The organism is Rufibacter hautae (genome assembly GCF_008271695.1).
GTDB classification, from domain to species: Bacteria; Bacteroidota; Bacteroidia; order Cytophagales; family Hymenobacteraceae; genus Nibribacter; species Nibribacter hautae.
The window spans coordinates 1,472,073-1,492,622 of the sequence record NZ_VKKY01000002.1; the positions used below are offsets into that span (position 1 = coordinate 1,472,073).

A 20,550-nucleotide genomic window follows, 5' to 3' on the forward strand; every position below is an offset into this window, starting at 1 on the left:
AGAACTTAAGTTTCTACAGATTTTGGAATCTCTTTCTTTTCTGCAGGAGTCTATATTCAAGCCAGAGTGCCAGTAAAAACGCGGCCACAAACCCCAGCATGGCGCCCACTACCAAATGCAATTTCTCATTGGGGCCGGTGGGGTGCGTAATGGGCGCAAAACCTACCACCACCTGTACCGTCTCTAGATTTTGTAACTGAGCTTCCAGGTAGGCCTGTTTTTCAAACAACTCGGCACTCTGCCGGTACAGTTCGGTGGGGTCAAGGGGTTCACCGTACACAAAGCCGTTCACGGGACCTCTCAGTTCTACGGCCGTCCGTTTGATGCTGTCAATGGAGGCGATGTCTACCCTGAGTTTTTCTATCATGCTTCTCATCTGCTCCCGCTTCGCTTGGGTACTTCTGGAGAAATAAGGGTTACTATCTAAATACGCTATCAGCGCCTTTTGCACGGGTTGGTAAAATTTGTTGTCATACAATTCCACATCCACCCTGAACGGGGCACCCTGTAGCACACTGTCTACCGGAACCTTCTCCGGGTCTATGTTGAAATACCCGATTCCCTTGATCTGGGAAGCACTGTCCACGCTCATCTTCAGGTCGGCGGCCACTACCTCAAAATTCGCGTCCTGCACCAGTTTCGCCAACCTGTTCACCTGGTCCTGGAAAAACTCGTTCCGGATGGCCGCCGCTGGCAACACCGTCATGGAGGATCTGTAATAGGGTCTTTTGTTTTTGAAATCCATGAAGCCTAACCCACTGCCCAACAAGGTCAGGAGCAGGAATAAGGGCCATCGGCGGAAAACCATGAGAACAGCACTCCTGAGATAGCCAAACACCTTCTTGATCAGGTGTCCTATCTTCTCAAAAACCACCCTCAGATCAATTTCATCGGCTGATCTTTCCTCACGGGATATTCTGTTCATGGTGCTTTTCTTTGTAGGGAAGGCCTCAAAAATAGAAAAAACTTTATAAAATCTTTCAGAAAAGCATTCCCGCATATTTCTCTATCTTTGGCCATTTCCTCTTGCCCATGGACCTTGGTCTTTTTGGGCACAAGCTGTTCAAAATTAGAGCGTTACCCCAGATGATCTCGTCTGTTGCTTGGTACCGCTTCCCAGACCCTCAGCCATTAATGATATTTGATTTAAAAAATAAGCTAAGCTCCCTCCTGTTCTCTGAAAGCTTGCTTGGAAGGTTCAACAAAGGCGCTTTCTGGATTCTGGTAAGCACCGTGGGCCTGCAAGGCTCCAACCTTCTGGTAACGATCTTCCTGGCCCGCTTTTTCGGGCAAACCGGGTACGGGGAAATCAGCCTGACGGTGAGCACCTTTGCTTTGTTGGGCGAGATTGCCGGGCTTGGGTTTGGGCTGACCACCACCAAATACGTAGCAGAACACAAACAGAAAAATGCCTTGAAGGCCAGCCGGATTATTGGGTTGGCACTGGCTTTTTCCTTGGTGTTAGGGTTAGGCGCCACGCTGCTTCTGCTCATTTGGCCCCAGCTGATTACAGTCCCCTTTATCCAGGAACCGCGTTTGAATCCTTTGTTCCGGATCGGGGCGCTCCAGATTTTTTTCAATGCTGTCTCCGGGGTGATTCTGGGGATCCTTTCAGGGTTGGAGGCTTTCCCGGGTATTGGCGTGAGTAACCTACTCCGCGGGATCCTGTACCTGGCTGCGGCCTCCCTAGGGTCTTATCTATTTGGAATCAACGGAGCCGTTCTGGCTACTACCCTTTCCTCTGGACTTGGCGTGTTCATCGCTTTTTTGTTTCTCCGGAAGAACCTGCAGCGGTTTGGGTTAAACATCAGCCTCCAAGGGGCGCTGGAGGAGGTTTCCATTCTGCGGCAATTTGCGGTGCCGGCGCTGCTGAGTAACCTATCGGTGATTGCGGCGGTCTGGGTCACCAATCTTCTGCTGGTGCGGCAGGTGGCAGGATTTTCTGAACTGGGGCAGCTCAATGTGGCCAACCAGTGGAAGAACCTGCTCATGCTCATGCCCAACATCATCGCCCAGGTGCTCCTTCCGCTGCTTTCCGCGGAGTTATCCGGCCCCGAGGATTCTTCTTCGCACAAAACCCTAGGGCTTTTCCAGAGCATTACCGTGCTGGTGATTTTCCCGGTAGGCACCCTGTTTATGTTCTTCCCAGACACGGTGCTGTTTATCTACGGGCAGGAGTTCAGGAACAGCCAGGATGTGCTCATCGGGTCGGTCTGGAGCGTGATTGTGGCTAGCGCCGGCAGCGTTTTGGGGGCGTTTGTGCAATCCACGGGCAAAATGTGGATCGGGTTTACCACCAACCTTACCTATGGCCTGCTGCTTATCCTCGCCACCTATCTATTCGCAGGGGCTTACGGGGCCAATGCCGTTGCCTACGGAAGTGGCGCCGCTTACCTGTTTATCAATTTCCTGAGTCTTTATTTGCTGCGCAAGCATGTGGCAGCCCAACTGGTGAAACAGATCCTGGCGGCCGTGTTACTCAGCGTTTTTCTGGTGGTCGCCTCGCTGGCCGTGGGAAATAGTTACCGTTTCCTTTATGGGATTGCCGCCATCGTGGTAGTGGAATTCATCCTCTTCAAAATGGTGATCAGCCACGAGGTAAGAATGGGCGTTTTAAGGCTGTTTTCTAAATTTCTGCTCAAAAATGGCAAAGCCTGAGAAAGCACCCCTCAAAGTAGGAATGTTCACCTATGCCTTCCACGGCGGCGGCATGGAGATGGCGTTGCTGCGGCTGGGGAAGTACCTGCAGGCCCAGGGCATGGACGTGGAAATTACCGTCTTCTCTGAGAGAGGCGCATGGTTTGACCAAATAGGGGAAGCCGGCCTTAAAAGTGTCTTTCTTTCGCATAGCGGTCTTGAAACCAAACTGCAAAGAACTTTCCATTACCTGAAGGCTTTGACGTATATTTTCCGGAAGAAGTACGATGTCATTCTGCTCAACCATACCCGCTATGGCCAACGGGCGGTGCCGTTTTTAAGGCGTTTTTCGAAGACCAAGACCGTTTCTGTTCTACACAACACCGATTCCTCCATCTTTGAGATTGGGTTGATGCATGCCTCCTCCCTTGATGCCGTGGTCGCGGTTGGTCCATTGGTAGAGGAACTCGCAAAACAATGGGCGCCGCACAGCAGCATTTACCAGATCAGAAACGGCGTGGACCTTCCGCAGACTTTAGGGTTGAAAGAAGAAAGACAAGGCAAACCGTTCACCCTAGTGTTTGTGGGCCGACTGGAGCACGCCCAAAAGGGAGTCTTTTTTCTGCCTGAAATTTTGGAAACCTGCCTAAAACAAGGGTTGAACCTTCGCCTCGTCATCGCGGGCACCGGCCCTGATGAAGATGAACTCAAAAAGCTATTCCAGGAAAAGAACCTTCTGGAGGCGGTCCGGTTTGCGGGTTCTCTTCAGACCATAGAAGTGTACCAACTGCTATTGTCTTCCCACGTTATGCTCATGCCTTCGTTTTTTGAGGGATTCAGCGTAGTCCTCCTGGAGGCCTTGGTGTGCGGCTGTCTTCCTCTGGTGACCAGGCTGGAGAACATAACCACTCCTGTCATAAAAGACGGAGAAACCGGTTTCTTGATTGATGGAAATGATAATATAGATATGTTTGTGGAGAAAATCACCTACCTGTACATTCATCGTGACCTGTTGGAGAAGATGAGCCGCAAGGCCTCGCATACCGCCGCCGCGGATTATTCTGTAGAGGCCATGGGCAAGAAATACAAGGATTTGATCTTACACTTGGTCAACCAGAGGTAGAAAAGTATAGGAACCGCACATCCCCATGAAGAAAATCCTTTTTGTCTTTGGCACGCGCCCCGAGGCCATCAAAATGGCTCCTTTGATCAAAGAATTCAGCCGTTTTCCTGAGCTATTCCAGGCCATTACCTGCATCACTGGCCAGCACCGGCACATGCTGGACCAGGTGCTGGCGTTCTTCTCCATCACCCCAGACTATGACCTCAACCTTATGCAGCCAGATCAGAGTTTATTTGACATCACCTCCAAGGGCCTGAAAGCACTGGAGGCTGTTTTGGAGGATTGCACCCCCTCTTTGGTGTTTGTGCAGGGCGATACCACCACGGCCTTTTTAGGTGCGCTGGGCAGCTATTACAAGAAGATAAAAGTAGCCCATTTAGAAGCCGGCCTGAGAAGCGGCAACCGGCAGTCCCCTTTTCCTGAGGAAGGCAACCGGATCATGATCGGCCATCTCGCGGATTTCCACTTTGCGCCGACTAACACTGCCCAGAAGAACCTGGCTCAGGAAAACATCCGGGACAATGTCTATGTGGTGGGAAATACGGTCATTGACGCGCTGTATTTAGGTTTGAGCATCTTAAAAGAAGAAGAGGCGACTTACCTTCGGTTCTTCCACAAGCTTGATTTCACCAAGAAAATCATCTTAGTCACCGGTCACCGCCGGGAGAGCTTCGGGGCGCCCTTTGAAAACATCTGCCTTGCGATAAAGAAAATTGCCCAGACGTTTGAGGATGTGGAAGTGGTGTACCCGGTGCATTTGAACCCAAACGTGCAAGGGGTCGTGAACCGCATTTTAAGCGATCAGCCCAACATCCATTTGCTGGCTCCCCTGGAGTACCCTCATCTGCTGTGGCTCATGGAAAAAAGCTACCTGGTGCTCACCGACTCGGGAGGAATCCAGGAAGAGGCTCCTTCGCTGGGCAAACCCGTGTTGGTGATGCGGGAGGTTACCGAAAGAACCGAAGGCATTGAGGCGGGTACCGCTGCGCTGGTGGGCACAGACCGGCAAACCATTGTGCAGAAGGTAACTGAGTTGCTTCAAGACCAGCCGGTGTACGAATCCATGGCCAATGCCGTCAATCCTTATGGAGACGGCACCACCTCCCAACAGATTGTCTCGCTTCTGCAGGGAATTCAACTGTAATCCTTATGCCTAAAGAGATTGTTTTCGTGACGCCTTACCCTACAGACCGTACTATTGGGGAAGGAATGATGCAGCGGGTCAAACACATTGATGACTGTTTGATAGGGCATACACGCACGTACCTGAACATCAGGTTGGTAAGGGCATTCAGAAAAACGGAGATCAAAGAGGAGCAGCTCACCATTTTGACGCTAAACCTTTTCACTCACTTCTTCCTGATTCTGCAGAAATTCAGGCAGGCAGACCTGGTGTACATCCACTCCATCTTCAACGCTTTCCCAGCCTTACCTTTCCTTAAGCTCCATCATCGGAAAACGAAGGTGGTGCTTGATGTGCACGGCGTGGTACCAGAAGAGCTTGCGTTTTCAGGCGAGTTAAAGAAAAGCAGGCTATTTTCCTGGGTGGAGCAGGAGGCGGTTCCCTATGTAGACACTTTCATTTACGTGACCCATAAAATGAAAGGGTATTACCTTCAGAAACACCCGGGCATCAGGAATAGAAACCACCTGGTGTACTCCATTAAGCCCAATATGCCGGCTGGGTTAGACCAAGGTTTACTAGACAAAACCAGAGAAGAACTAGACCTTACCGGCTCAGAAGTGGTTTTTATCTACAGCGGCTCGGCCCAGAAATGGCAGAATGTGGACCTCATGTTCCAGTGCATTCAAAGGCTCCAAAACCCCAATTACAGATTCATCATCCTCAGCGGCGAGGTAGAGGCTGTAAAAGCAGTGGCGGAGCAGGTAAGCGTCAATACCAATTCTTTCATTTTCAGAAGCGTGCCTCCTTCTATGTTAGGCTATTATTATGCGTTGGCAGACTACGGGTTCATCCTCAGGGATGACCATATCCTGAACCGGGTGGCCAGCCCCACCAAATTGATGGAATACCTATACTTTGGCCTTACGCCTATTGTCAAGCTGCAGGACATTGGAGACTTTGCCGACCTTGGATATGAGTTTCTGGACTACAGGTCTTTGAACGATAATCTACCTAAGCGGACCAGCCAGAAGAACAAAGAGATTGTTCTCCGTATCCTGCAAGATCCTTTGAAGATTGAGGATGTTCTCTTCCAACCAGAAGCGTTAGCATAATGGCTGTTTTACCTGAAAACCCTATGGCAGAACCGTTGGTCTCCGTTGCCTTGGCTACCTACAACGGGGAAAAGTACATCAGGGAACAGCTTGCCTCTATTTTTGCCCAAACCCACCAGCATCTTGAGGTTATTATATTCGATGACGGATCAACGGACGGTACCCTTGAGATCCTTAAGGAAATGGCATGGAACAGGCATAACCTGATCATCCACGCTAACGCTCCACAAGCTGGAGTAGTCCAGAATTTCTCCCGAGCCATAGCGGCAGCTACCGGAGACTACATTGCCTTATGTGACCAGGATGATGTCTGGTTGCCCGGTAAGATAAAGGAGACTTTAACCTGCTTGCAGGAACTAGAGAAAAGCTCGTCGAAAGGAACACCCGCCTTGGTCTTTACCGATTTGAAAGTGGTGGAGGAAAACCTGAAGGTGATTGATGCTTCCTATTGGCACCACATGGGGCTAAACCCAGAGTACAATTCGTTGAACAGAGCATTGGTGGAAAATGTGGCCACCGGCTGCACCATCCTCCTCAATAAAGCCACCAAAGAACTGGCCTTGCCCATCCCCAAGGAAGCGCTCATGCATGATGTCTGGTTGCTTTTGACGGCCAGCTACTTTGGCCAGGTAAAATATCTTCATGAGCCAACAGTTCTATACCGGCAGCATTCTTATAATGCAGTAGGTGCCCAGCGCAAAGGTTTATTCCGTCATTTAGCCTTTGTTTTAGAAAAAGCCCTGAAAAACAATCTTCAACTTTTAGCAGGAGAGATAAAACAAGCCGAAGCTTTTCACTTACACCATCAAAACAGATTATCCTTGAACCCGGCCCATCAACGGATTTTAGAAGCCTTTATCGCCCTGAAAGAAAAAGGCTTATTAGGTAGAAAGCGGCAATTGATCAACTACCGGTTTTTAAGGTCTTCCTGGAAGAATAACCTGAGTCTGCTTTTAAGAGGATAAGGAAGGAACATGACCGTGCAGGAACATCAACCCAAAGTATACATTGTAGTGCTCAACTACTTGAGCTGGCAAGACACCGTAGAGTGCCTTGCCAGCCTATTGAGGCTAACCTATCAAAACAAGGAGATCATTGTAGTGGACAATGATTCTCCCAACGGGTCATTCCTTCACTTGACCAACTGGGCCCAGGAAAACCTTCCCTTCTACCAGGCTTTATCGGAAAACGAGGTTACTCATGGCAGTTCCCTTCCTGAACAGGGCCCTCAGGTGATGTTTATCAAGGCCGATAAAAACGCAGGTTTCGCGGCGGGCAACAACCTGGGAATAAGGTATGCGCTGAAGAAAAAGGACCATGACTACCTGTGGCTTCTAAACAACGACACCACCGTGGACCCGAACGCACTGGAGGAGTTGGTGAAAAGGGCACATTTTGACCAAAACTCGGCAAAACCCGTGGGCATCTGGGGTTCAAAACTGCTGTACTATCACCAGCCCAAGGTAATACAAGCCGTAGGCGGTAAGCTGGATTTACGTACTTTCACTACCCGCCATCTTGCCGAAGGAGAAACGGATGGGCCACAACATAACGTCCTTGAGCTGCAGCAGGACTATGTGATTGGGGCTTCCCTTTTTGTCAGTAGAAAGTTTCTGGCTGAGGTTGGGCTTTTAAGCGAGGATTACTTTCTTTACTTTGAAGAGCTTGACTGGGCTACCAGGGCAGCAAGGGCTGGGTATGCGTTAGGGTACGTGTGGTCTAGCCGGGTGTACCACAAAGAGGGACAAACCATTGGGTCCAGTTCCTCAGGGAAGCAGAAAAGCGATCTAGCCGATTACCACGGCATCAGAAGCAAAATCATTTTTTTCAGGAAGTTCTACCCCGAAAGGACCCTTAAGCTTTACTTGTTACTCACGGCCTCTGCTTTGCTGCGGGTGTCAAGGCTGCAGTTTCTAAGAGCCGCCACGGTATTCAAGTTGATGGCCCAAACCAAATGAAGCAGGCAACGCAGTATACGGTTTCTATCTCTCATATCTTGCTATTACTTTTAATAGTAACGTTGCTGTTTAGTGGCTTTATCACCAATTTCCTTTCTTTCACGAAGCTGAACCTGGGTACAATCTTAATTGACCTACTCATTTTGCTCCTCCTTGGGCACACGGTTTTTACCCTGGTCGTATTCAGTTTAACAAGCAAAAAGGTCCACACAGATTACGTTATTTTTGCCCTATTCTGGCTCGTTTTACTCTGCCTCACCATTTTCAAGCTTTCTTTCATTGACGATAATGCCATAAGGGAAAGGGTGTTAGGCCTCAGGAATACCATTCTTTACGCCGCCCCAATCATTTACATCCCTTTGTTATTCAAAAAGGAAAAACCCATTGACAGAAGCTTGGCTATCGTGGTGCTGTTGGGAGTTGTTCTTTGCCTGTATGCTATTTTCCAGTTTCAGTTTTCCGCCAACCTACCGCTTTCCTTCCTGGCCCTCAGGGGCGAGGGCACGTTCCAATTCTACAACGAGGACATTGTGAGGCCAACCGCCCTGTTGGGCAATACCATCATTTTCGCCAGTTTCACCATTACCTTGTTTTCAATTCTGGTAGCCAAATTGCTGACCACCGGCAATAAAATCTACCTCCTCTATCTGGCCATCATTGTTACTGCCAACATTTTCACTTTCACCCGGGCTACCTTGGTGGGCCTCCTCTTGTCAAGCGGTACCATTCTGATTCTGCATTACGGAAGGTTCACCATCAACTTCGTGATCAGGATCATCCTCGTGAGCTTTGTCCTGTTCATCACGCTCCTTTCCCTGGCTTATGTTTACAAAGACAGCTTTATCGTGCGGAGGGTAACCGGACAGGAGGCCAGCACCATCGCCTCCACCACCGAGCATTACAATCAGATAGACAATTCCCTGGAGTTCCTCAAAGAGAATTACTTGTTTGGGGCGGGCACCGGCACCCAAGGCCCCAGCAGCGACGCCACCAGGATGATCATCACCGATGGGTACTGGCTGCAGCTTTTCCTGGAGAATGGCGTTTTCCTGGGCCTTATTCACTTCTCTTTGTACCTCCTCTGCTTTTATTATGCGCTGCATACCTTTTACTTTGCAGAAAATCGCCTTCTGAGGCAGCTTTGCCTGGCTTTTCTGGGTTCCAGCATGTATTTCTTTGCGGGCAGTCTCCTCAACTCGGCCCTCATTGGCAAGGTGAATTACATCCTGTACTGGATTCTGTTCGGGTTATTGCTGGCCCAGAGTATTATCTCCAAAAGACGAATGAATGCCCTCCCTAGTCATTGATGCCCGCATGGTCCACTCCTCCGGGATTGGGGTTTACCTAAAGCAATTGATCCCGTTTCTGCTCTCCTCCTTCCAGGTAACGGTGCTGGGTAAGCCGGAAGAACTCAACGGATTGGCCTGGGCACCTTCGGTACAGGTTATCCCAATGGAGGCAGATATCTACTCTATCAAAGAGCAGGTTGAACTGGTTTCTAAGATACCTTCCTGTGACATTTTCTGGTCGCCGCAGTACAACGTCCCGCTTTTGCCCATCAGGGCGAAGAAAAGGCTGGTCACCATCCATGACACGTACCACCTGGCGTACCGACATACCTTGCCCCTGGCGCATAAGCTTTATGCCACGGCGGTCATGAAGGCAGCGGTGCGGCTGGCAGACCAGGTAATCACCGTCTCGCACTTCTCCAAAACCGAGATTGCCAAGTATACAAACTGCCCTTTAGAAAAAATCAGCGTCATCTACAACGGGGTAGACAATGTGCGTTTTAAGGCAGATTTCCCGGAAAAGGCCTCAAAACAGCTTCGGGAAGCCTTGCCGCAGCTCCCCGAAAAGTACTTGTTGTACGTGGGCAATGTGAAACCCCACAAAAACCTTATTACGCTGCTGAAAGCCTATGCTAGCCTGAATCCAGCTCTACAAGCCGAGTACCATTTGGTCATTGTAGGGCAGAAACAAGGGTTTATCACGCCCGACCAGGAGGTATTCCAGTTTCTGGAGCAGCATCCTTCCCTGGCCTTGAAGGTCGATTTTACCGGTTTTGTAGCCGATGCGCTATTGCCATTCCTGTACAAATGCGCATCTTTGTCGGTTTTCCCGTCTGTGTACGAAGGTTTCGGGTTGCCGCCGCTGGAATCCATGGCCTGCGGTTGCCCGGTGGTAGCGTCCTCCTCGGCTAGTATCCCAGAAGTTTGCGGCGGCGCGGCTTTGTACTTCCGGGCCTTGGACGCAGAGGAACTCAGGATTCAGTTGGAGAATGTATTAACTGACGAACGTTTACGGGCCGATTTGGTAAAAAAAGGCTTAAAACAGAGTAAGGAATTTACCTGGGAGAAATCAGCAGCCCAGCACCTGAGCGTTCTGAAGGAGCTGCTGCCGAAAGGGTAAAGAAGTTTTACCGGGAACAAATAGAGGCTATATCGCAGGTACCTGCATCATCATAATTATTCTTTGTGAAAGTAGCGATTGTACATGAGTGGTTCGTGGATTATTCCGGATCGGAAAGGGTGGTGGAACAGCTCCTGCAGATTTTCCCCGATGCCAGCCTGTTCTCGGTCATTGACTTCATGCCTAACCACCTGAGAAAGCACATTTTCAACAAAAAGGCTACCACTACTTTCATCCAGCGGCTTCCCTTCGCTCGCAAGCACTACCGCAATTACCTGTTTTTGATGCCGCTGGCCATTGAACAGTTAGACGTGTCATCATTTGATGTGGTCATCTCCAGCAGCCACGCGGTGGCCAAAGGCGTTTTGACGCATTCGAACCAACTGCACGTTTGCTATTGCCACTCGCCCGCCCGCTACGCCTGGGACCTGTACCACCAATACCTGAAGGAAACCGGCCTGAACACCGGCCTCAAAGGCATGCTGGCCAAACTGATTCTGCACCGGTTCCGGAATTGGGATGTGGCAACGGTGAACCGGGTAGACCATTTCGTGGCCAATTCAAAGTATATCGCTCGTCGCATCAAAAAGAACTACAACCGTGAGGCTACCGTCATCTATCCGCCGGTAGACGTGGAGAATTTCACGCTGTCAGAGAAACGGGAGAACTTCTATTTCACGGCCTCGCGGCTGGTGCCCTACAAACGGATTGACTTGATTGTGGAGGCGTTCAATGAGATGCCAGACAAGCAGTTGGTAGTGATTGGCGAAGGACCTGATTACAATAAAATAAAAGCTACCGCTGCGCCTAATGTGACGTTGCTGGGGTATCAGCCATTTGGGGTGCTGAAAGATCATCTGCAGCGGGCCAAAGCGTTTGTCTTTGCCTCAGAGGAGGATTTTGGCATCACGCCGGTGGAGGCCCAGGCCTGCGGCACACCCGTCATCGCTTTAGGCAAAGGTGGCGCGCTGGAAACCATCACCCCGGAAACCGGTATTTTCTTCCCCACCCAGGACAAGGAAAGCCTGAAAGAAGCCATCAGGCTATTTGAGGGCAGCGGGGCCCGGTATGACAAACAAATCATCAGATCATCTGTTGAGAAGTTCAACCAAACCAGGTTCAGAGACGAAATGCGGCAGTTTGTATATGAGAAATACGATGAGCTTAGGCGATATAACTAAAAGGAAAAGCGCCTTGGGCCAAGAAGTCTTCGCTTTTCTGGTTTATGTATATGCCGTTGCCGTTCCGTTAAGGTCTAACTTCAAAACTGAATTCCTGCTGGTGCTGATCTTGGGCTTCGTCTGGAATGTCTACCGCCAAGGCAATGGATTGAGCTCTATTGTCAAAAACCAAGTTTTCAGGGCGATCATGGGGTATTACGCGCTCTGCATATTGTCGCTGGTGTACACCGCCCAAACCCAAGCCACGCTGAACTTCATTGTGCTGCAGGGCACCCTGCCTTTGCTGCCCATCCTGTTTTACAAGCAACTTACCAGAAGGCAGATTAATACAGCCTTGCTGTTTTTCTCCTTAAGCTGTTTTTGCCTTTCGGTCTACGCTTCCGTTGATATTACACGGCAATACTTTGAGAAATATCCCCAGCATTGGGAACAACTCCAGCTCATTGACTGGACCTTTTTCTCTTACTTCCTGCCCCAGAACATCCGCTTTCACGCACCTTATTACAGTCTCTACATTGGGGCATGCCTTTTGATCCACGGCTACTTTTTATATTCCACTAAGTTAACCAAGAAGAAGGCATCTTTTCTGCTGCATCTTTTCTTCTGCGTATTTTACTTTGGGTTTCAGGCACTGTTAGCCTCCAGAACCGCGCTGGTGGCTACGGTATTGGTGATGGCTTTGGTAGGCGTTTACCTGGCGCTTAGGGCCGGAAAATACGTGGTGCTGGTTGGCGTGATTCTGTTCACGATTGCCTCCAGCGTGCTGGTGTTTCAAAAGGTAACCTATCTCAGGATCAAGTTCAGTGAGAGCGCGGGCGTGACTCAAAGAAAGATGATGTGGACCTCGGCACTGGACGTCATCAAAGCGCATCCGGTTTTGGGCGTTAGCCCCGGCGAGACCGAGAATGCCTTGGTGGATAGCTATAAGGCCAACATGTTCCAGGAGGGAGTAGATTCCAGGTTCGATGCGCACAACCAGTTCCTCATGCACGGAGTTTCCCTGGGAGTTTTAGGTGCGCTGGCTTTTGCGCTGGTACTATACTTTCTCTTCAGGGAAGCCATCCAGAAAAGAGAATTCATCCTGTTCAGTTTCGTAGCCGTTTTCGCCATTTGCTGCCTGACCGAATCCCTCATGCAGCGCCGGGACGGCACGCTGTTGTTTTCCTTTATGGTTGCTCTCCTGGTGTTTGCCCCCAAAGAGCACCTGCACAAAAGCTGAATTCCTTTTCTTCGTTTTAGCATTGTTTTCGGCAAAATGCCTGCAAAACGAAGTTTCCGCTTCTTGAGGTTGAGGCCACACCAAGCCTGAATCATGTATGAATTTGCTATCTTCGCAGCACTAGAAAATTCATACATGAGCCAAGACAAACCTTCTATCCCTAAGGGCACCCGCGATTTTGGGCCTGCCACGGTGGTAAAACGCAACTATATCTTCTCCGTCATCAAGCGTACCTTCGAGAAATTCGGGTTTCTGCCTTTGGAGACGCCCGCTATGGAAAACCTGAGTGTGCTTACCGGCAAGTACGGCGATGAGGGAGACCAGCTTATTTTCAAGATCCTCAACTCCGGCGATTTTCTGAGCAAAGTATCGGCCCAGGACCTGGAGCAAGGCTATAAACCGCTTACCCGCAAAGTCTCGGAGAAGGCGCTGCGCTATGACCTCACTGTGCCGTTCGCCCGGTACGTGGTCATGAACCGCAACGACATCGCTTTCCCGTTCAAACGATACCAGATCCAACCCGTGTGGCGCGCCGACCGTCCGCAGCGGGGCCGCTACCGTGAGTTCTACCAGTGCGATGCCGATGTGGTGGGCACCAACTCGCTCCTCTGCGAAGCCGAGATCATTCTCATGATGGACGAAGTCCTGAGCACCCTGGGCCTGGACGATTTCACCATCAAATTCAACCACCGTGGGCTGTTAGCTGGCATTGCTGAAGCCATCGGGGCACACGGTCGCGAGGCGGACCTGTGCGTCGCCATCGACAAGCTAGACAAGATTGGGCAGGAAGCCGTGAACGAGGAACTGCGCCAGAAAAACTTCTCCCAGGAATCCGTGGAGAAACTTCGCCCTATCCTTAACCTCGCCGGCGACATCGCTGATCTGCTCCCGCAGCTGGACACCTTGCTGCAAGATTCAGAAGAAGGGAAACGGGGCCTGCGGGATATCCGCAGCATGTTGTCGTTTTTAGACAGTTTTACCGTAAACAAGGCTAAAATACAGCTGGATGTGACGCTGGCCCGAGGCCTCTCCTATTACACCGGCTGCATTTTTGAGGTGAAAGTAAACAACGTGCAGATGGGCAGCATCAGCGGCGGCGGCCGTTATGATAACCTCACGGGCATGTTCGGGTTGCCGAACGTGTCGGGCGTGGGCTTCTCCTTCGGGGTGGACCGCATCTTTGACGTGCTGGAGGAACTCAACCTGTTTCCGCAGGAAAGCCAGACCATCACGCAGCTGCTCATCGTGAACTTTGACGAGGACTCCATGTGCTACTCCCTGCCCGTGCTGCAGACACTGCGGGCAGCCGGCATCTCGGCGGAACTGTACCCAGAATCGGCGAAGCTGAAAAAGCAGATGGGCTACGCCGATCAGAAAAAGATTCCCTACGTGCTGCTGGTGGGTTCTGAGGAGATGGAGAGCGGCCTTTTGAACCTGCGCAACATGCGCACAGGTGCTCAGGAAAAACTCCCGCTTCAGGATATTTTAACCACCCTGCAAACCAACTCCGCTCACTAATGGCCGGACAGCATCTCGTTTCTTTGGCCCCGCTCTCGCTCAGAGAGATCAAGGGCATTCTGCAAAGCAGGGCCACGCTGGCTTTGTCTGAGGAAGTGGAGCAGCGCATTGACGCCAGTCATGCCTACCTGCACCAGCACCTGACCTCGGCGCAAAAACCAGTGTACGGCATCAATACGGGCTTTGGTGCGCTCTGCAACACCACTATCTCCCCCGGCAACCTGGAAACGCTCCAGCGGAACCTGGTCATGTCGCACGCCTGCGGCACCGGTGAGGAGATTCCGGCAGAGATAGTGAAACTGATGCTGTTTTTGAAGGTGCAGTCCCTTAGCTACGGCTACAGCGGGGTGCAGCTGAGCACCGTTCGGCGTTTGTTGGCCTTCTTCAACCGCGAGGTCTACCCCATTGTCTACCAACAAGGTTCATTAGGCGCCAGCGGCGATTTGGCTCCCTTGGCGCACCTTTGCCTACCTTTGATGGGCCTGGGCGAGGTCCGGTTCCAGGAGTTCAAGCTCAAGGGCCATGAGATTCTGGACATCTTCAGTTGGGAGCCCATCCGACTGCAGGCGAAGGAAGGATTGGCGCTCCTGAACGGCACCCAGATGATGACCGCCTACGGAACCATCATCTGCCTCAAAGCCCGCCAGCTCTCGGCGGCCGCCGATGTGCTGGCCGCTCTTTCACTGGAGGCGTTTGACGGGTTAGCGGCCCCTTTCCTTCCCCAAATCCACAACGTGAGACCTCACGGCGGACAAAGAAAGACCGCCGCCCGCATCTTGCAGCTTTTGGCCGGCAGCGAACTGCAGCAGAAGGAAAAGGCTCAGGTGCAGGACCCTTACTCTTTCCGGTGCGTACCGCAGGTGCACGGCGCCAGTCTGGATGCCCTGGAATACGCCGAAAAGGTTTTCACCACCGAGGTAAACTCCGTCACCGATAACCCCAATATTTTCCCTGAGGAGGACCTGATTCTCTCGGGCGGAAACTTCCACGGTCAACCTTTGGCCCTGGCGCTGGACTTCCTGAGCATTGCCCTGGCCGAGTGGGGCAGCATCTCGGAGCGGCGCACGTTCCAGTTGATCTCGGGGCAGCGGGGCTTGCCGCAGTTCCTCATCCAGGAGCCAGGCCTCAATTCGGGGTTCATGATTCCGCAATACACCGCCGCCTCTATCGTTAGCCAGAATAAGCAGCTGTGCACCCCGGCCAGCGTGGATTCCATTGTCTCGTCTAACGGGCAGGAAGACCACGTGAGCATGGGCGCCAACGCGGCTACCAAGGCGTACCAGGTGGTGCTGAACGTGGAGCGGATTTTGGCCATCGAGCTGATGGCTGCCGTGCAGGCGCTGGAATTCAGGAGACCGCTGCGTACCTCTCCGGTGTTGGAGAAAGTGGTGGAAGCCTTCAGAATGCAGGTGATGCCGCTGGAGCAGGACCGCGTTTTACAGCCAGATATTGAAAAAAGCATCAAATTTATCCAGGACTTTCCTTTTGAGGAGTTGATGGCGTGAGAAAACGGTTCGTACTTCTGCTGTTTTGGTTGGGGATTTCCCTAAGCGCCTGGGCTCAGCAAGGTCCATGCTTTCTGGCCTATAACCAGCAGAACCAACCCGTGGAAACCTTTTGCGTGGGAGAAACGATCACCTTCAAAGATAACTCGGACCAGACCACCGTCACAGAATACTATGACTTTGACGACCGCGATGGCCTTGATTTCACCGCCAAGCAGACGTCCCACACCTTCACCACCCCCGGCCGGTTTGTGGTCACCCAATTGAAAGGCGTGGGCAACTTCTGCCCGCGTACTTTCGAGGTGAAAGCCGCTGCCCCAGTTATGCCACCGGTATTGCAGAAGCTGACCTTGCAGGGTGGATCGGTGCAGATCCAGCTGCAGACCTCGGGGGTCAATGACCTGGTGGTGGAACGAGCGACCTCCGGTTCCGGGCCATTTACGGCCATAGAAACCCTTTCCAACGTGGCCGCAGGCCAAAGCCAGCATACTGTTTCTGTGAACTCGGGCATTGGCTGTTATCGGGTGCGCGTGACCAATATCTGCTCGGGCCGCCAAGACATTGTGTCTAATACGGTTTGCTCCCAAACGGTGAGCGTTTCGGTGGGAGACCGGCAGAATGTGCTTTCCTGGTCGGCTAATTCCAGCCCGAGCTCAGTGGTCAATTACCAGTTAGTACGGGGCGGGCAGCCTTACCAGAATCTGCCGGGCACCCAGACCTCCTTCACCGATACCCAAGTAGCCTGCGGCCGAAAATACACCTACCAGTTGATCGCGCTTTTGCAGAACGGAGCCCAAAGTGCTTCCCAACCCATAGAGATTGAAACCATTGGCACCACCCCTCCGGCTGTGGCGCTTCTGATTGCCAGTTTTGACCTGCAGAACAGAGTCAATCTGGAGACGGTTGTCCCGGCGGAGGAAACCTTCAAAGAGCAATCGGTTTACCGAAGCCAAGGCACTGGCGGTTTCAGTCTGATTTCGGAAAGACAGCCTAAAAACACCCTGGACGCTTCTCCTGGCAACTTAGCAGCCCCGCTGTGCTACCAGGTGGCTTACCTTGATTCCTGCAATGTATCATCTCGCCAAAGCAACAGCGCCTGCCCGGCTATCCTAAGGGCTACCCTGCAGGCGGAGGGAGGTGTCCAGCTTAATTGGAGTTCCTACGAGGGTTTTCCGTCAGGAATTGGAAGTCAGACGCTACAGTTGCTGGATGATCAGGGGCAGGTGTACTGGAGCATTCCTGTCTCGGGCCAGAGCTACCTGGATGCGCAGCCGCAGGAGAAATTTCAACGGCTTACTTACCGCCTGTTGACCACCGCTCAAAATGCCCCTTACCAGAGCTTTTCCAACACCGCCGTCATAGACCAGGCATTCCAAATCCATTTTCCTACGGCTTTCACGCCCAACAACGATGGCCTGAACGATGTCTTCCGGCCGGTGGGCACGCCGTTCGCCTCCAGGTTCACGCTGCAGGTACTCAACCGCTGGGGCCAGATCATCTTTGAGAGCAAAGACCCCAAAACCGGTTGGAACGGCATGCACGGAGGCAAACCCTCTCCCCCAGAAACCTATATTTATCGGCTGGAAGCCGTGGATGTTAACGGCAAGAAAATTACCCAGAAAGGAACCGTCACCCTGATCAGGTAAGCGTTTCAGGGCTGTTTTTGTAAATCGTGCTGAAAACCATCTGTGCTTTGATAGCACCTTAAGACAAACCTTTTAAATTTATTAGATAAAATATATATTAGATTGATCGTCCCATAGTAATTCAATATTTCTTCTGCCCCCAACCAAGATTCGCCTTGAAAAGTACAGGTAAAGACGCGCCCTTCCTAAGCCAGCCATCCGCCCAAGCATCATCTTCCAGATTAGAATTCCTTGATTTTCTCCGTTGCATAGCGGCCTCGGCGGTAATGCTGCAGCATGCTCTGGAAAGCAAATCACCTGCCTTTGCGGAATTCAGCACCAAGTATTTCCAGTTCGGGGTATTTGGCGTCACCCTCTTTTTCCTGACCAGCGGATTCATCATCCCGGTTTCCATTGAAAGGGCCAACTCCATCAAAGCCTTTTGGATCAGCCGCATCTACCGGTTGTTTCCGCTGTACCTGGTCAGCATTCTGGTGACCCTGCTGCTCATTTCCCTGGGGTGGTTAGAAGGAACGCCACCTACGGCGGCCAGCCTGCTTGCCAATGCGGTGATGCTGGCTAAGTTCTTGGGGCAACCCTTGATCCAGGGACTTTACTGGACTTTGAACTTGGAAATGGTTTTCTACCTCTTAGTGACGGGATTGTTCATGGTGGGTCTGCTTCAAAGAAGTGTTTTGTTGGCGATGGGCGCTTTAGCCGCTGCCCTGCTCCTTGGGGTGGTAGGAACGCAGGTGCTGCACTTTTTTGAAAGTGGCTGGGGCTTGTGTTTTCAATTGGCCACCATGTTTGTGGGCACCGTTTACTTCCGGTAAATGACTGGGCAGGTCTCGTTTAAAACATGGGCCGGCATTTTTGTCATTGCCCTTGGCGTGCTACTTACGATCACGTATTTCAACCTGTATAACCAGGATGTTCCCGAAGCGTTGGGTACCCGAAGTTTCTGGCCCGTTACCAATGCTTTCCTGGCGGCGTATCTCCTATTTACCATCTGCTTTTTGCTGCGAGGCAGGTCCTATTTTTCTTCCTTGCTGTTTCTGGGGCGCATCAGTTATTCGCTTTACTTAGTGCAAGCCACGGTGCTGCCGCTGGTGTTGCCTCACCTGGACCATGTACTGCTTTCCACCGTGGTGGGCCTAGGCACCACCGTGCTGGTCTCCTATTTTACCTTCACTTTTATAGAAAAGCCATTCATCCATATAGGCCGAAAGATCGCCCGCAAGAGCAGTGTCTCTGTCCCGCAGTAGTCCTTCTCTGATGACTGAAGCACAAACCTTATTCTTCCCGAAGACTTGCGGAATGATGGATACAATTCGCTTTAAGAGTCTTTTCCTCAAACCGGGCGCAAAACAGATGGCGGCGGAGATGTTTCCATTCCTCTAAAACCCTTACTTTTGATCCCGGAAACAGCGGCGGCAAGTATCTTCTGCCTTTGTTTACCCGTTATGCTCTATAGAACTTACTAAAAGACAAGATTATGTTTGACATGTTCGGGATGATGAATAAGGTGAAGGAGATGCAGGCCAAAATGAAGGAGGCCCAGGATAATCTCAAGCACATAAAGGTATCGGCGGAGGCGGGCGGAGGCATGGTGAAAGCCACAGCCAGCGGCGACCGCAGGTTGCTGAAGGTGGAGTTTGACGAAACCCTCATGAACCCCAATGATAAGGAAATGCTCGCCGATTTGGTGGTAGCCGCAGTAAACAAAGCCTTGGACGAGGCCGGTGAGCGCGCCAAAGAGGAAATCAAGAAAAACACCGAAGGCATGCTCCCTAACATCCCGGGTTTAGATCTGAGCAACTTTGGATTATAGTACGCCCACCGTGGCGGTGGTCATCCTCAACTGGAATGGCCGCCGTTGGTTAGAACAGTTTTTACCCTCGGTGCTGCAGCACAGTGCCGGGGCCCAGGTAGTGGTGGCCGATAACGGCTCCCAAGATGATTCCCTTCCTTTTCTCCGGCAACACTACCCGCAGGTGCGAACCATCCAGTTACCTGAAAATTACGGCTTCTGCGAAGGCTACAACCAGGCGCTTAGCCAGGTAGAAGCGACCTACTACGTTCTCCTCAATTCAGACGTGGAGGTAACAGCCAATTGGCTCTCCCCCATGGTAAATCTGTTGGAGAAGAACCCGCAGATTGCCGCCTGCCAGCCCAAAATCAAATCCTTCCATCAACGGACCCATTTTGAGCACGCCGGCGCGGCGGGCGGTTTCCTGGATGCTTACGGCTACCCCTTTTGCCGGGGCCGCCTGTTTGACACCCTGGAAGAAGACCGAGGCCAGTATGATGACGTGCGGCCGGTGTTCTGGGCCACCGGCGCCTGCCTGTTCATCAAGTCCAGCGCCTACTGGCAAGCCGGAGGGTTGGAGAAAAGGTTCTTTGCGCACATGGAGGAAATTGACCTTTGCTGGCGCTTGCAGAACCTGGGTTATCAGATCTTTTACCAAGGCCTTAGCACCGTGTACCACGTGGGCGGTGGTACTCTGCCCAAGGCCAATCCTAGAAAGACCTTCCTGAACTTCAGAAACGGCGCGGCGCTGCTCTACAAGAACCTGGCGAAGGAAGAACTGAACAAGATTCTATACACCCGCCTGGTGCTGGACGGCGTGGCTGCAGCTCAATATCTGCTGAAAGGTCAATTAAAGGAAGTACAAGCCATCTATAAAGCCCACCGCAGTTTCTTCGCTGATAGGAAGTTCTGGAAAGAGAAACGCAAAGAGACATCCATCCACAAGCCCACAGCGCAACTTACCGGCTGGAGCCAGCAGAGCGTGGTTTGGCAATATTTTATGAAGGGTAAAAAGGAATTCCGGGCTTTAAACGTCCCAGACAGTGCTACGCTCCCGGCGTAGGTGCTTTTGCACGTTGAGCCAGAAAGCCATGATCAGGTACACCAGGACCGGAGACCCAAACGTTAGGAAAGAGAGATAAATAAAATACAACCGGATGCTGCTGGTAGCGAAGCCTAACTTTTCCCCTACTTTGGTGCAAACTCCAAAGGCTTGGCTTTCCAGAAAAGACTGAATATTTTTCATGGTGTGAAAAGTTAAACTCCTAAGATAATAAATTTACAATTTCTACCGTAACTTTCCCATTGCTAAGGATTCAAATTTGAG

General features: G+C 51.5%; 19 protein-coding genes. 17 read left to right on the forward strand and 2 right to left on the reverse strand.

The window, feature by feature from the left end:
- Window positions 1–13: 13 nt before the first annotated feature.
- Window positions 14–925 carry a chain length determinant protein gene (locus tag FOA19_RS15070; protein ID WP_149091608.1) on the reverse strand — a complete coding sequence of 304 codons (912 nt, stop codon included), beginning with the start codon at window positions 923–925 and terminating at the stop codon, window positions 14–16.
- 209 nt (window positions 926–1,134) lie between these two features.
- Here FOA19_RS15070 and FOA19_RS15075 point away from each other — a divergent pair, with 209 nt between their 5' ends.
- From FOA19_RS15075 to FOA19_RS15155, 17 genes are all read left to right on the forward strand, one after another.
- Window positions 1,135–2,658, forward strand: coding sequence for an oligosaccharide flippase family protein (locus FOA19_RS15075; RefSeq protein ID WP_190300414.1), 1,524 nt, complete (start codon window positions 1,135–1,137; stop codon window positions 2,656–2,658).
- Window positions 2,645–3,760 carry a glycosyltransferase family 4 protein gene (locus FOA19_RS15080; RefSeq protein WP_149091610.1) on the forward strand — a complete coding sequence of 372 codons (1,116 nt, stop codon included), beginning with the start codon at window positions 2,645–2,647 and terminating at the stop codon, window positions 3,758–3,760. Before FOA19_RS15075 ends, FOA19_RS15080 begins: the two co-directional genes overlap by 14 nt.
- A 25-nt stretch (window positions 3,761–3,785) precedes the next feature.
- Window positions 3,786–4,904: a non-hydrolyzing UDP-N-acetylglucosamine 2-epimerase gene (wecB, locus tag FOA19_RS15085; protein WP_149091611.1), complete on the forward strand. Its 1,119-nt coding sequence runs from the start codon at window positions 3,786–3,788 to the stop codon at window positions 4,902–4,904.
- 5 nt (window positions 4,905–4,909) lie between these two features.
- A complete protein-coding gene (locus FOA19_RS15090) occupies window positions 4,910–5,998 on the forward strand; it encodes a glycosyltransferase (RefSeq protein ID WP_149091612.1) in 1,089 nt (362 codons plus the stop codon).
- A gap of 23 nt (window positions 5,999–6,021) precedes the next feature.
- Window positions 6,022–6,963, forward strand: a complete 942-nt coding sequence (locus tag FOA19_RS15095) for a glycosyltransferase family 2 protein (RefSeq protein WP_190300415.1) — start codon at window positions 6,022–6,024, stop codon at window positions 6,961–6,963.
- Between the two features lie 9 nt (window positions 6,964–6,972).
- Window positions 6,973–7,956 carry a glycosyltransferase family 2 protein gene (locus FOA19_RS15100; protein ID WP_149091614.1) on the forward strand — a complete coding sequence of 328 codons (984 nt, stop codon included), beginning with the start codon at window positions 6,973–6,975 and terminating at the stop codon, window positions 7,954–7,956.
- Window positions 7,953–9,263, forward strand: coding sequence for an O-antigen ligase family protein (locus FOA19_RS15105; RefSeq protein ID WP_190300416.1), 1,311 nt, complete (start codon window positions 7,953–7,955; stop codon window positions 9,261–9,263). Before FOA19_RS15100 ends, FOA19_RS15105 begins: the two co-directional genes overlap by 4 nt.
- A complete protein-coding gene (locus FOA19_RS15110; protein ID WP_223808915.1) occupies window positions 9,244–10,365 on the forward strand; it encodes a glycosyltransferase family 4 protein in 1,122 nt (373 codons plus the stop codon). Before FOA19_RS15105 ends, FOA19_RS15110 begins: the two co-directional genes overlap by 20 nt.
- Before the next feature lie 65 nt (window positions 10,366–10,430).
- A complete protein-coding gene (locus FOA19_RS15115) occupies window positions 10,431–11,546 on the forward strand; it encodes a glycosyltransferase family 4 protein (RefSeq protein WP_149091616.1) in 1,116 nt (371 codons plus the stop codon).
- 13 nt (window positions 11,547–11,559) lie between these two features.
- Entirely contained in the window at window positions 11,560–12,765 is a 1,206-nt protein-coding gene (locus tag FOA19_RS15120) for an O-antigen ligase family protein (RefSeq protein ID WP_190300417.1), read from the forward strand.
- 135 nt (window positions 12,766–12,900) lie between these two features.
- A complete protein-coding gene (gene hisS / locus FOA19_RS15125) occupies window positions 12,901–14,283 on the forward strand; it encodes a histidine--tRNA ligase (RefSeq protein ID WP_149091618.1) in 1,383 nt (460 codons plus the stop codon).
- The gene (gene hutH, locus FOA19_RS15130; protein WP_149091619.1) at window positions 14,283–15,788 is read left to right on the forward strand and encodes a histidine ammonia-lyase; all 1,506 of its coding nucleotides are present in this window, start codon (window positions 14,283–14,285) and stop codon (window positions 15,786–15,788) included. The genes hisS and hutH overlap by 1 nt, the downstream gene beginning before the upstream one ends.
- A complete protein-coding gene (locus FOA19_RS15135; RefSeq protein ID WP_190300418.1) occupies window positions 15,785–17,434 on the forward strand; it encodes a T9SS type B sorting domain-containing protein in 1,650 nt (549 codons plus the stop codon). The genes hutH and FOA19_RS15135 overlap by 4 nt, the downstream gene beginning before the upstream one ends.
- A gap of 155 nt (window positions 17,435–17,589) precedes the next feature.
- The gene (locus FOA19_RS15140) at window positions 17,590–18,246 is read left to right on the forward strand and encodes an acyltransferase family protein (protein WP_149091621.1); all 657 of its coding nucleotides are present in this window, start codon (window positions 17,590–17,592) and stop codon (window positions 18,244–18,246) included.
- Complete coding sequence (locus FOA19_RS15145) at window positions 18,247–18,678, forward strand: acyltransferase family protein (RefSeq protein ID WP_149091622.1); 432 nt, start codon at window positions 18,247–18,249, stop codon at window positions 18,676–18,678. It begins immediately after the preceding gene.
- A 230-nt stretch (window positions 18,679–18,908) separates the two neighbouring features.
- Window positions 18,909–19,244, forward strand: a complete 336-nt coding sequence (locus FOA19_RS15150; RefSeq protein WP_149091623.1) for a YbaB/EbfC family nucleoid-associated protein — start codon at window positions 18,909–18,911, stop codon at window positions 19,242–19,244.
- Window positions 19,234–20,286: a glycosyltransferase family 2 protein gene (locus FOA19_RS15155; protein WP_223808916.1), complete on the forward strand. Its 1,053-nt coding sequence runs from the start codon at window positions 19,234–19,236 to the stop codon at window positions 20,284–20,286. Before FOA19_RS15150 ends, FOA19_RS15155 begins: the two co-directional genes overlap by 11 nt.
- Here the strand turns inward: FOA19_RS15155 and FOA19_RS15160 are convergent.
- On the reverse strand, window positions 20,251–20,469 hold the full coding sequence (locus FOA19_RS15160) for a PspC domain-containing protein (protein WP_149091624.1): 219 nt from the start codon (window positions 20,467–20,469) through the stop codon (window positions 20,251–20,253). The genes FOA19_RS15155 and FOA19_RS15160 overlap by 36 nt on opposite strands.
- Window positions 20,470–20,550: the final 81 nt, after the last annotated feature.